An 11,145-nucleotide genomic window follows, 5' to 3' on the forward strand; every position below is an offset into this window, starting at 1 on the left:
CCTTTGCGGCCGTGACGGGCGGTACGCGCCGGATCACCGTCCACGTCCGCTTTCGAGCGTCGAATCATCAAACAAGCTCCGATATAATTACCAAGTGGTAATTATATCGGAGCCGCAGGCCAAGTCAATCAAGCACCGTCTGACGCCCCTTTCGGACGATGGCGACTCCGGCCGCGCCGCCAGGCTTTTCTCGCAGGGGTTGACGTAGTGTGATCAATGAAATATCTTCGAATGTAGATATAATGCGGAGGCAGCGTCGAATTGGGTGACAGCCAGACTGAAACAGGAGCGCGATCGCGACAGCGTGGGCGCCGTCGTCGGGATATGCCCGACGGGCGGCAGGCTCTCGTGGACGCTGCGACATGTGTTTTTGCGGAACGTGGATACGAGGCTGCGGATTTGCGCACCATCGCCCGCGTCGCCGATGTCGATCCAGGCCTCGTTCGTATCCATTTCGGCAGCAAGGCTGGTCTTTGGGAGGCGTGTGTGGGCGCTATCGTGGCGCAGGCCGCACCAATGATCTCGGAAGTCAGGCAGATCGTATCGGATGCAACGGCTCCGGTGAGAGTGCGGTTGAGCATCCTGATTGGCCGTTATGTCGGCTTCAGCTTTGCACATCCGGAAGTTCGCCAGTTCGTTGCGCAGCATGCGTCCGAAAGCGCCGAAAGGGCGGCACTCCTTACCGAGCGGCTGGTCCGGCCATCCTACGAGGCCAGCCTGCCGCTTATCCAGGCCGGCATCGACGCTGGGGTCATACGTGTGCGTCATCCCGCAGCGTTCTTTGCGTTGCTTAATAACGCTGTAAACCAGCCACGCGCTGCACCTGTGCTGTTGCATCAGCTCTGTCTGGATATTGCGCCAGAAAGCGTCCAGGAACTGCTGACAGCCAGTCTTATCGAGGCCTTTCTCCATGCGCCTGAGTCTTCGCCGTCTTCCTGATAAGAGGCTCAGGACGGCTTCACCCTTCAAGGAACTTCGCCATGACGTCACCCGCCCGAATTGACACCCATCAGCATCTGATTCCACCCGCTTATCGCAAATTGCTGGATGAGCGCGGCTTGACCGCGGGAGGTTGGCCTACGCCGCCGTGGGACCCTCAGGCGGCCATTGATATGATGGACAGGGAGTCGATCGCTATCGGTATTCTTTCCCTGAGCGCACCGGGTGTCCACCTGGCTGGCGACGAGGAGGGGCGTACCCTGGCGCGTCAGGTGAACGAGTATCACGCAGAGCTGGTCAAGCGGCGGCCCGATCGCTTCGGCCAGTTCGCCTGCATACCGCTGCCCGATGTCGAGGGTGCGGTTACCGAGGCCGTGTATGCGCTCGACGAACTACACGCCGACGGTGTGGTGCTGCTATCCAATGCTGCGGGGAAATATCTGGGAGATCCGGATTTCGAACCTTTGTGGGCCGAACTCGATGCACGCTCGGCTGTTGTCTTCATTCACCCGACGGAACCGCCGATCCAGATGCTCAAAGGACTGCCGAGCCCCTTGCTCGACTATCCCTTCGATACCACGCGCACTGCAGTCCACATGGTCGCCAACGGGGTCATGAGTCGGCACACGCGGATCAAGGTGATTCTGTCGCATGGAGGCGGATTTCTGCCTTACGCAGCCTACCGGTTTACGGGTGCTGCGCAATTCAACCCCGGAGTGACGCCCGAGGGGATCATGACCGACATGAAACGTTTTTACTTCGACACCGCGCTGTCCTCGACTCCGACGGCATTACCGTCGTTGCTAGCGTTCGCCGATCCCACGCACATCACGTTCGGCAGTGATTTTCCGTTTGCGCCATCCAGCCATCAGTTTAATGCCGCGCTGGACGCGTGGCCGCTGGATGAAAAGCTGCGGTACGCGATCAATCGCGGTAATGCCGAGAAGCTGTTTCCGCGCCTTGCGGCGACTGCCTGACCCAATTCGGCTCACAGGATCGTACCGCCAGGGGCAGGAATTCTGGCACTTCCTTCCAAGAGTGCCGGGATCCCTCGCCGCAAATATCCCGTGTATGGACGGGGCGACGCGTGATAGGGTGCGGCGCTGCAGCTTCATTGTCCGTCTTCCGGGGAAGTTTCCAGCGGAAGTGGGTGCGTTTCGCCGGGTGCGTTCAAGCGGATGAGGTTGCAACGTCGCCGTAGTGGTGGCCATCGGGCTTTCATATCGTCCCTCCTGCAACCACATCTCTGCGCGTCAGAAACTGAGTGCTCTTCCGTTGCTCACAATCGTGTCGAAACAAACACGCTCCGGTGGCAAGGTATCCCTGCACGGGATACGCGTGTCGTGTTTCGACCGCAGCGCACTAGTTAGAGGTTAATCCGTCGATCCATGGTCACGCGCTCCTTCATCCCCAACAATCGTCAGATATGGATTGTTCGGTGGAAACTCAGCAAACAGAGTCACGGTTTGAATCAGGAGGTAGCCATGTAGTCGACGCGTCTTTCGTGGCCCTTGTACTTGGCATATCCATATGTTCAATCCGTCAGGACGCTTGCGGTGAAGTTGCAGCCTCTCAAACGATTTCTGTACCCACTGCCAGTCTTGCTGTTTCGCTTGTCTCGCCAGGACTGCGACCCAAGGATATTCCTGTGCATAGCGCTGGAATATCCCCGGGCTTACCAGGTATGCTGAGTTAGAGACCGTATGCACAAGTGCTTTGGCTTCGTTAATGATGAGCCGACGGGAATGGATGCCATGCCTTAGCCACTCGACGAAATGCTCACCGGACGGAACTCCCAGAAGTTTGACATGTGTCTCGGAAGTGGGGGCGATCGGCGAGTCAGTCGAGGCGGTTTCAGATTCGATGTCCTGCGGCGCTTCCCGTGCAACGGCTTGAGGTTGGTCTACTACGTCACTGTTCGTATCGAGTAGTTCCAGAAGAGAATCAAGGTCTTCGCCTTGCACAGCTGCGGTCGGCTGCGTACACGTGGGAACTGATTCGATGGTATATGCCGACCGCGAAGCCGCCTCCTTCTCAGTCGGAACTGTAACTGCAGGCCCGGTGGTGGTGACTGTTCCCGCAAACGGCGCCGGTCGTTCGCTTCCCTCCCAGATAAGAGTTGGTGCCAAACGCAAAAGTGTAAAGGTATGCGACCAGCCGGCGTCGCTGCTAATTGTTCCGCGCCAGATTGCTTTACCGTCGGCCGTGGGCTGGAGCACGCCGTGGTCCTGTAGCACATTAAATACGGCCGTGTTGCTGGAAGGGATGCCCTCGATACCCTGCGACAGCAGATATGCACGCAGTTTGTCAGAGACGGTCTTGCTGACCAGCCACAGAGCATCCTGGGTCAGCCAGCCGTCCGAAGCCTGGGGCTGATTCAGCTTCAACTCCTCTTTCAGCAAGTAGCGCAGTCCTTCGAGCAGCTTACGTTGTAGCGCGTGTTTCGGTGCGGCCATGGCCTTCGCCGGATCGCCGCCGAGGGCTTGGGCGACCGATGCCTGGTCAGCCTGGATGACCAACTCACCAAGGACACCAGCATGTTCGTACTGCCCGGCTAACACGTACAGCAGCGCCGCCCACAGGTCGGGATAACCACTGAGCCAGTCGAAGATCGTCGGATCGAGCAGGTGGACGTACAGCAAGCCGGTGGCGGCGCTGTGTAGACGGTACTCTCGCTCAGGCCGGTAGCGGAAACGATAGGGGCGACGGAGTGGGCCGTGCCAGGGGTGCCAGACTGTGCCGTCGCCATACTCGACGTGCAGATCGACGGCTACCTTGCCGACGTCGTGCAGCAGCGCTGCATAGGCAGCGCCGGCCGTCCACGCCTCGGCTTGGACAGCTTGAGCTTCCGGCGTGGCGCCGGCAGGTAGCAGATGGGACTGCCGCAGTTTCAGCGCGTAGGCCACGATCTCCAAGCCGTGATCCAGCATGCCCCCGGGATAGGCGTGGTGGTGGCTCTCCGAGGCGGGAAACTGCTGGACTAGCTCGGCGTAGCGTTCCAGCGGCGCGCGGTACAACGTGATGAACTGGCTGCGCGAGACCGAGGTACGTTGCCAGATGTGTTCCAGCAGCCGTTGGCGCCGCGGTGTCGCTAGCAGTGACGAGACCGGCTCCGGCCGTGTCAGCCCTTTGGACGGCTCGATGGGCGGTGCCGGTGGCGCGCTGGCGATCGGCGGAACCTTTTTACGCTGGAACAGCGAGAGCATGGCGAATCCCGGTGGCGAACTGGAGGGGGAGCCTTTTGGCCTTTTCGGGTAGGGCCTTTCCCCTTGCCACCCGTTCCCTTGTCCCTTGCCAGCCCTTTGGCCTTCAACCTTTTGGGGTATAGGGCGGCCGGGAAGATAGTTCCACCGTCAATGTGGGGGCGCCAATGCCGGTTTGCGGGCGGAAGGCGAGCTGTGACAGCCCTACGATGGGTGGATTTTCGGATTCAGGAGGACGGCGTGGGACCGTATATTGACATGGTAAGGAAAATTTCTTACCATGCAGGCACAGCTTTCAGGAGAGCCGCCATGCCTGCCATTCACGAAGTTGCCACGCTGACCTCCAAAGGTCAGATCACGCTGCCCAAATCCATCCGGCAAGCCTTGGGCGTGGACACCGGCGGCAAGGTTGCGTTCGATCTGCGCGACGGCGAAGTCGTCGTCACCCGTGCTGACGCCGAGCATGAAGACCCCGCCATTGCTGCATTCCTGAATCTGCTGGCCCGCGACATCGAAGCAGGCCGGAACGTTCGTGGATTGCCGGAGGATCTGGCTCGCACGATGTTGGAGCATGCCGGCCACAAGGTGGTTCTGGACAATGATTTCGATGAGGACGTGGAAATCTGATGCAACAGCATGGTTGGACACTGTTGTTCCACGACAACCTGATCGAGCAGTTGATGAAGCTGCGTGCGGCCGTGCTGCGCGCGCAAGAGAACGACCTGGGCGGCTTCGAGTCTAATGCCAACGTCAAGTTCTTCCGGGCCTTGGTTCAGTTGATACAAGACGTGGTGCCGAGCGACCCCTCTCGCGACGAATATCGTCAAGGCAACACTATGGGACCGGCGTATCGCCACTGGCGACGGGCCAAACTTGGAAGGCGGTACAGGTTGTTCTTCCGGTACGACTCGAAGGCGAAGATCATCGTGTATGCCTGGGTTAACGACGAGCAGACCCTGCGGTCGTCCGGTAGCAAGTCCGACCCATATGCCGTGTTCGAGAGGATGCTTGGACGCGGAAATCCGCCAGACGAATGGAACGCATTGGTACAGGCAAGCAAGCAGAATTGGAGCAAGCTGGAATAGCACGCAAGTATGTAGCAGGTGACGACCATGAGCACGAAAACCTATCGCAGCAATGCAGAACGCTTTGGCCACTGGCTGGGTGGGATGTTGCGTGCCTATGCGCGCCGCGAGCGTCAAGCCACGGCCTGGTTGGTGACTCGGGGTATGCCTGCTGGCGGTGCCGCTGCTTTGCTGTGGGTCTTCAAACTAGGTGTTCTGGCCATCCTGTTCTATGTTGCTTTCTGGTTCGCGCTGCTGATGGTATTTGCCGTTGTGGCTGCTTGGGCTGCGAAGCGCTCTGATCCAAATCAGGAAGAGCCACAGACTGAGTGGAGAGAAGGTCCCAATGGCTTCGGACTCTACGACAAGAGCGACTGGCGGATTGACCCGCACGCGTCCGACCATGATTGAACGAAGATCACTTCTTCGATGCAGCGCCCATCAGCGTGCTTGAACTGCGGCCGCCTGCACCCTTGGCATCTGACGTGCCGGTGGACAATCCCTGTACAAAGTTTCCTGCACGCACTCCAACCCAGCCTAGCGCAGTCACCCAGAACCCCGGCAGCACGATGAACATTGTCGCCATGACGAAGTTCAGCAGCATGTCCCCGAAGGTATTGTTCAGACCGATCAGGGGGTCAAAGTTCGTATGCGGGCGCCCGGCACCGAACCCCCAACCGTAAAGCGCATCGAGAATCGTGCTGTCAATCCAGCGTGCGAGCTGGAACCAGAAGTCCACGAAAAACAGCGCGAATTCGACGCAGCTCACCGTCACCATCGCCTTCAACTCGTAAGTGCCGATTACCAGAACCAGCGGGATGCAGATGACGAGTGCCATCTTCAGGAACGACAGCACCATCGGCAGCGCCTCGCGCACCACGTCCATGGCCGGGAAGAAACCCAGCGAGCCGACCGCCAATCCCACATCGCCTGCACCACGCGTCGTTACGTTCGGCAGTGTCATGTCGATCTGGCCACCGTAGTCCGTATAGACCTGTCCCTGATTCATCTTCTGCTGTTGGGGCGAGACGATGGCGCGGATCACCGAGTCATCGACCTCGGCCTGCGACAGGAAGCCGGCCCACTTCCCGATGCGGGTCAGCAAGTCCGGATCGACCTGAGCCAGCAAACGGCTGTGCAACCCCTGATCGCCTTCTGACCACCACTGCCGGCACGTCGGATACCCGCCGCCGCTATCCACCTGAGCCAGTCCGGCGTCGCGGGTAGTGTCGTAGGGCCAGGCCGCGCGTGCCGTGCTCGAATGGTAGGTATCGTAGAAGCCACCCGTGTTGAGAAAATAGTTCGAGCCGATCCAGGTCACGTCGTTCATCTGCGTGTCCGACAGCGTTGGCCGGTTCATGAACAGCTTGGCCCGCGACGGTCCATAGCAGTCGTGCGTGAAGTCGGCGACCTCTTGAGCCAGCACCGGGTCATTGATGCGGGTAGCGTCCACGTCCATGCGGATCTGCCGTAGGTCCGTGCCACACGGAATCGCCGCTACCGCGGCCCCCGTGACGGCTTTCGAGATTGCGTGCATGAAGAACCACCAGACAGGAACCAGCGCGCTCTGGTTATTGAGCGCGGTATACGACGTGCCCCAGCCCGTGTCTGCCGGCTGCGGGACGTTGACCTGGCATTGCTGCGACCGGCTGGTGTCGAACTGGATCGTGGACAGGCTCACCGGAATAAACGGAATGCCGGCGAACATGATGACCACGATCGCCACGAACACCCGGTTCTCGATACGCATCGAGGACAGGACTCCCTTGTTGCCTTCGTCAGCGCCCTCGGCCCGCGCACGCAGCCATTCCTGGATCACGATGGCGAGGAACGGCAGTGCGAACACGCCGCTGGCAACGAGGATGTTCCAGATGCCATTGTTGACGATCCAGCCCACCAGAGTCAGGTAGTACTCCAGGTAGTCGGTCGTATAGAGCGTCATGTCTGCCTCCTCCTAGCCGTGTTGCAGCCAGGCGCTGCCTTCCATGAGCACGATGGCCGCCACGGCGGCGACCTCAATGCGCAGGAAGCGCTGGCGCGTCTCGCTGGTGGCTTCGCGCTGTTGAACCCGTCGACGCATCCACCACCAGCCCCAGGCTGTGCCCGCGTACAGGCACAGTCGCCAGGCCAGAAAGACGACGGCATGCGTGCCCAGCCAGTGCTCCCAGCCGTCGACGCCGCCGACGATGCGGATGCCGGCCAGATTGACCAGCACGGCCGCACTGATGACCAGCGCGCTCCAGAGCACCGCCAATCCGCTCCGGCGGTTGAACAGCCAGCCGAACCGCCATCCGTGCGTGCGCGTCATGGCGTGCCGCTCCGGGGCTTCTGAATCTGGTTCAGGCGGTCGGGCGTCGTATCGCCCTGGAAGATCGAGCGCGAACCGTCGGAGCGCGTGTTGTGGCGACCGATCAGGGTCATGGCCGAATTGGCCGCCAGTTCCCTCCGCAGCTCCAGCTCCGTCTTCAGGTTGTTGATCTCCTGTTCCAACGTGGTGTTCTCCGAATCTACTGCCTTCACCGCCAGATCGTTGGCAGCCACGTTCGGTTCCTTCGCGCCGGTAAGCAGCGTGCGCTGCAACAGTAGAGCCTTCTCCAGCACACTCGACAGCGCCACTTCGGAGGCCAGGCGCTTACCGAGCATGTCCTGATCCGGTTCGTCGCGTAGCGCCTCGATCACGCCGCGCGTGACCGGCAGCGAGTTGCTGCTTGCCGCGTCGAGGTTGGCCGGCGTCGTCGGCTCGGCCCCGGTAACCAGGTCTTGCAGCGCCTTGAGCTTGGTGTCGTACTCTTCCTGGATCAGCGGCGTCAGCCCCACGCCCGGCGTGGTCTGCGTTTTCGTGCAGCTTTCGCAGGTCTGCTGTTCGCGCTCGCCGAGCACGCGCGTCGCCCAATCGGAGGCTGCCTGCGGCGACGACCAGGTCTGGCAGGTCAGCCGGTTACCGCAGGTCGTGGTGTCGATCGAGGAAGTATCGGTAGCGCTGCGCCCGTTGAGCAGGTTGTAACCGGCGCGCGTGACGTCACTGACGACCTTGATCGAACGCTGGCCGCTGCCTCCGGCATTGCTGCCGCCGACCCACGGCACGCCGTTGTTGCCCTTGCTGGTCTCGGCCTGTTCGACTGCGGAGACGGCATCGGCGCTGCCGACTGCTTGTTTGAGCGCCATGCCTTCGGCGAGCTGGTCCCAGCTCGCCTGGCCGCCGGCCATGTCTGCCATGCGGTTGGCGATGGCGCGGCAGGTCATCTTGCTGCGGTCGAAATCCAGCCGTGCCTGCAGGATACCGTTGGTCAGCAGGTTGTAGAGGCCCGGATCGGCGCGCTGGATGATGAGCGCGGGCAGCGACGCCACCGCGCTGGTGGCGTTCTGGATGACGCTGCTCATGATCGTCTGGAAACCGTTGGTGACGCCGTTGAGCTGGTTTTGCAGCGTGGTCGACAGGTTCATGTCGCCGCAGATTAGGTTGCTGTTCCAGCCCAGTCCCACGCCGAGACTCTGCATATTTCCCGCACCGCCCATGGACACGGCGCGGCCGCCGCCGACGCTGTAGAGCACGTCGTCGCCGATCACGCTGCCGTTGACGCTGGCGCCGTTGCTGTCAATGCGGGTTTGCTGCGCCCAGACCACGCTTGTCACCAGCACCGATCCGGCGACTGCGAGCAAGCTCCGCCAGAGGTAGAGCCTCGCGCGGCAGGCAAGATTCGTCATGCGCATGTTCATCGACAGGCCCTCACATGAAATCGGTGCTGCCCAGGAACGTCTGACCACGACGCTGGCAGCAGGCATACGGACGCCACAGCGCCCAGGCGTAGTCGCCCTGCGTGGTTTGCACATGCACGTTGCTGTTGGGGAACACGGCGCAGGTGGTCGAGAGCGTCGGCGTCAGTTCCTGCCACTTTCCCGTCGAGGCGTCACTTTCGATCAGTGCGCCAGCCGGCCAGTAGCCGTCGTGCGCGCTGGCAAGCAGCGGCTGGTAGACGTGGATCTGGCCGCTGCGCGTCACCACGTCGCCCGCGCGCTGCGCGATGACGGCACCACTCTTGTAGTCGTCGGTCTGGTGCAGCAGTCCGCCGCGCGGATAGACGGTGCCCCACAGATTCATCGTTAGGCGACCACCGATCTCGCGCATGCCGGGAATCAGCGCCTCGGGGTAGACTGCCTCGGGCACGTCGTAGCGCCAAGCCACCGTATCGAGTGTGCTCAGCAGATACGGCATGAAGGCAGTGCCAGCGCCGGTGCAGGTATAACCGAACTGGCTGGCGTACCGGGCGAAGACCGCAGCGGCCGGATGACCGATCACGTCGGCATTCTTGAACTTGGCAAGGTTGTTTTCGCTGCCTTGGTTGGTCGTGCCATCACCACCGGCTTGGGCGGTCGGGTTGGGCAGGCTCATGGGCCGCATTTCGATCCACGGATTCTCGCCTGTGTTCGAGTAGCTCGACACCACAGCATCCGGGATGTAATGCCGCACCTTGACCGAGGTAAGGACCGTGCAACCGCCCAAGCCACAGCTAAGCCAGTAGCAGATGCCGACGACGCGGTATTGCAGGCAGTCCGGCGACAGCACCGAGGCGATGATGGTCGCGGTGTTCACCGCGAACGTCGAACCGGCGGCGCCCAGCAGCAAGGCCGCAATGACGGCCCGCATTCGGTGGGTCGGGGCAAACAGTCCACCGCTCATGGTTGGGTACTCCGGTAGACATGAATGCGGTCGACCGCACGGGTGACGTCGGGCTCGCCATAGACCACATAGCGGTGATCGACCACGACGGCAGGAACCTTGGCGACGCCCAGCCCCCAAGCGTCGGCGATCCCCTGATAGGCATCGGCAAGTTGCCGCTGCAAACCTGCACCGCCTTGAGCGAGACGTTGCCGGACGATGGCTTCGGCTTGCGCGGGATCAGCCGGAAGCTGTGCGCCGAGTGCGGCCTCCAGGTTGGCTGGTGCATCGAGCAGCACCACACGAATGCCGTTCGCGTTGCTCACTGGATGCTGCGTGTCGGTGAAGGCGATGACGTCAGCGGCTTGCGCGGATGAGAACACTAGCGCCGCGCACAGCCCGATCGCGCTGCAAAGCGCGCTGGCCGGATGTAGGGATGACAGGAATGAGAACGAAGGCATCATGGCACGCGATGGAGGGACGACAGGCTCAAGTCAATCGCAGGGTTGCTTGGCTCTCCAGCAAGAAACCGAATAGCGGGATTGCCGCATTCAAGGCGGTGATGCCGTCGCGCTGGTGTCGTGACCACTGGCAATCCAGTCGATCGCCGACAGTAAGGCATCCCCCTCGACGGGACCGGGCAGCAGAATCGTCTTGCCGGACTGGCGATCGCGCACTTGCAGGGTTGGCGTGGCCTTGATGCCGAGCTTCGCTGCCTCGGCAGCTTGATCCCGAATGGCAGAGTCGGGACGGTCGCTGCCGAGGCAGCGCTGCACATCGGGCGTGAGGTCGGGGTAAGGCACATCGGGCGGCAGGCCCTGGCCGTCGCCGCGGGTGTGCGTGTAAATCCACGCCACGGCTTTCCAGAAGGCGTCATGCCCGCCGATCTCGCCCGCACATTCCGCGATCCGCGCCTCGGCTGTAGCCACAGGATCGTGCATCGTCAGCGGCAGGTGCCGCCACTGCCAGTTCACTTCGGGATGGGCGTCGATCCAGCCTTTGAGCACCGGGAAGTAGGCCCGGCAGTACGGGCACTCCAGATCAGCGAATTCGACCACCGTAAAGCGGGCATCGGCACGACCATAGACCCATGGCGGCCCAGCGGGAGCTGGGGACTGCGTATCGGTCGACGCGGCCGATAGAGGTGTGGTGCTCGATGCCGCCTCACGCGTCGTCGTGTGGTGAGCTGCCCACCAGCCGGTGGTACCCAACAGAACAACCACGGCCAAGCCGGCCAGAACACGCGGACCAAATGGCACGAACGAGTGCTTGCGCATGGTGT

The 11,145-nt window shown here is 61.6% G+C and carries 12 protein-coding genes; 5 read left to right on the plus strand and 7 right to left on the minus strand.

Annotation, left to right across the window (positions count from 1 at the left end; translation table 11 throughout):
- The first annotated feature begins 324 nt into the window (after positions 1 to 324).
- Together B2246_RS01535 and B2246_RS01540 are read left to right on the plus strand one after the other, a co-directional pair.
- Entirely contained in the window at positions 325 to 939 is a 615-nt protein-coding gene (locus tag B2246_RS01535; protein ID WP_150982068.1) for a TetR/AcrR family transcriptional regulator, read from the plus strand.
- A 41-nt stretch (positions 940 to 980) separates the two neighbouring features.
- Entirely contained in the window at positions 981 to 1,916 is a 936-nt protein-coding gene (locus B2246_RS01540; protein WP_150982025.1) for an amidohydrolase family protein, read from the plus strand.
- A 396-nt stretch (positions 1,917 to 2,312) separates the two neighbouring features.
- On the opposite strand, the gene mobH is transcribed toward B2246_RS01540, so the two are convergent.
- Positions 2,313 to 4,145 (minus strand): MobH family relaxase, encoded by a 1,833-nt coding sequence (mobH, locus tag B2246_RS01545; RefSeq protein WP_150982026.1) that lies wholly within the window; start codon positions 4,143 to 4,145, stop codon positions 2,313 to 2,315.
- A gap of 306 nt (positions 4,146 to 4,451) precedes the next feature.
- On the opposite strand from mobH, the gene B2246_RS01550 reads away from it, so the two are divergent.
- The 3 genes from B2246_RS01550 to B2246_RS01560 are packed head-to-tail and all read left to right on the plus strand — an operon-like array spanning position 4,452 to position 5,617.
- Positions 4,452 to 4,769 carry a type II toxin-antitoxin system PrlF family antitoxin gene (locus B2246_RS01550; RefSeq protein WP_150982027.1) on the plus strand — a complete coding sequence of 106 codons (318 nt, stop codon included), beginning with the start codon at positions 4,452 to 4,454 and terminating at the stop codon, positions 4,767 to 4,769.
- Positions 4,769 to 5,227: a type II toxin-antitoxin system YhaV family toxin gene (locus B2246_RS01555; protein ID WP_150982028.1), complete on the plus strand. Its 459-nt coding sequence runs from the start codon at positions 4,769 to 4,771 to the stop codon at positions 5,225 to 5,227. Before B2246_RS01550 ends, B2246_RS01555 begins: the two co-directional genes overlap by 1 nt.
- A 27-nt stretch (positions 5,228 to 5,254) precedes the next feature.
- Positions 5,255 to 5,617, plus strand: a complete 363-nt coding sequence (locus B2246_RS01560) for a DUF3742 family protein (protein ID WP_150982029.1) — start codon at positions 5,255 to 5,257, stop codon at positions 5,615 to 5,617.
- A 7-nt stretch (positions 5,618 to 5,624) separates the two neighbouring features.
- On the opposite strand, the gene B2246_RS01565 is transcribed toward B2246_RS01560, so the two are convergent.
- From B2246_RS01565 to B2246_RS01590, 6 genes are all read right to left on the minus strand, one after another.
- Positions 5,625 to 7,148, minus strand: coding sequence for a conjugal transfer protein TraG N-terminal domain-containing protein (locus tag B2246_RS01565; protein WP_150982030.1), 1,524 nt, complete (start codon positions 7,146 to 7,148; stop codon positions 5,625 to 5,627).
- Positions 7,149 to 7,160: 12 nt separating this feature from the next.
- A complete protein-coding gene (locus tag B2246_RS01570; protein WP_150982031.1) occupies positions 7,161 to 7,514 on the minus strand; it encodes a hypothetical protein in 354 nt (117 codons plus the stop codon).
- Positions 7,511 to 8,923 carry an integrating conjugative element protein gene (locus tag B2246_RS01575; protein ID WP_150982032.1) on the minus strand — a complete coding sequence of 471 codons (1,413 nt, stop codon included), beginning with the start codon at positions 8,921 to 8,923 and terminating at the stop codon, positions 7,511 to 7,513. Before B2246_RS01575 ends, B2246_RS01570 begins: the two co-directional genes overlap by 4 nt.
- A gap of 10 nt (positions 8,924 to 8,933) precedes the next feature.
- Positions 8,934 to 9,884 carry a TIGR03756 family integrating conjugative element protein gene (locus tag B2246_RS01580; protein ID WP_175994345.1) on the minus strand — a complete coding sequence of 317 codons (951 nt, stop codon included), beginning with the start codon at positions 9,882 to 9,884 and terminating at the stop codon, positions 8,934 to 8,936.
- Positions 9,881 to 10,324, minus strand: coding sequence for a TIGR03757 family integrating conjugative element protein (locus B2246_RS01585; protein ID WP_150982069.1), 444 nt, complete (start codon positions 10,322 to 10,324; stop codon positions 9,881 to 9,883). Before B2246_RS01585 ends, B2246_RS01580 begins: the two co-directional genes overlap by 4 nt.
- A 90-nt stretch (positions 10,325 to 10,414) precedes the next feature.
- Positions 10,415 to 11,140 (minus strand): thioredoxin domain-containing protein, encoded by a 726-nt coding sequence (locus B2246_RS01590; RefSeq protein ID WP_150982034.1) that lies wholly within the window; start codon positions 11,138 to 11,140, stop codon positions 10,415 to 10,417.
- Between the last annotated feature and the right edge of the window lie 5 nt (positions 11,141 to 11,145).

The organism is Cupriavidus sp. UBA2010, assembly GCF_002335265.1.
Classification (GTDB): domain Bacteria; phylum Pseudomonadota; class Gammaproteobacteria; order Burkholderiales; family Burkholderiaceae; genus Cupriavidus; species Cupriavidus metallidurans.

Bases quoted from the DNA above. Each gene is read 5' to 3' on its own strand.
- B2246_RS01535 (WP_150982068.1), top strand. From the start codon at position 325: ATGCCCGACGGGCGGCAGGCTCTCGTGGACGCTGCGACATGTGTTTTT.
- B2246_RS01540 (WP_150982025.1), top strand. From the start codon at position 981: ATGACGTCACCCGCCCGAATTGACACCCATCAGCATCTGATTCCACCC.
- mobH (WP_150982026.1), bottom strand. From the start codon at position 4,145: ATGCTCTCGCTGTTCCAGCGTAAAAAGGTTCCGCCGATCGCCAGCGCG.
- B2246_RS01550 (WP_150982027.1), top strand. From the start codon at position 4,452: ATGCCTGCCATTCACGAAGTTGCCACGCTGACCTCCAAAGGTCAGATC.
- B2246_RS01555 (WP_150982028.1), top strand. From the start codon at position 4,769: ATGCAACAGCATGGTTGGACACTGTTGTTCCACGACAACCTGATCGAG.
- B2246_RS01560 (WP_150982029.1), top strand. From the start codon at position 5,255: ATGAGCACGAAAACCTATCGCAGCAATGCAGAACGCTTTGGCCACTGG.
- B2246_RS01565 (WP_150982030.1), bottom strand. From the start codon at position 7,148: ATGACGCTCTATACGACCGACTACCTGGAGTACTACCTGACTCTGGTG.
- B2246_RS01570 (WP_150982031.1), bottom strand. From the start codon at position 7,514: ATGACGCGCACGCACGGATGGCGGTTCGGCTGGCTGTTCAACCGCCGG.
- B2246_RS01575 (WP_150982032.1), bottom strand. From the start codon at position 8,923: ATGAACATGCGCATGACGAATCTTGCCTGCCGCGCGAGGCTCTACCTC.
- B2246_RS01580 (WP_175994345.1), bottom strand. From the start codon at position 9,884: ATGAGCGGTGGACTGTTTGCCCCGACCCACCGAATGCGGGCCGTCATT.
- B2246_RS01585 (WP_150982069.1), bottom strand. From the start codon at position 10,324: ATGCCTTCGTTCTCATTCCTGTCATCCCTACATCCGGCCAGCGCGCTT.
- B2246_RS01590 (WP_150982034.1), bottom strand. From the start codon at position 11,140: ATGCGCAAGCACTCGTTCGTGCCATTTGGTCCGCGTGTTCTGGCCGGC.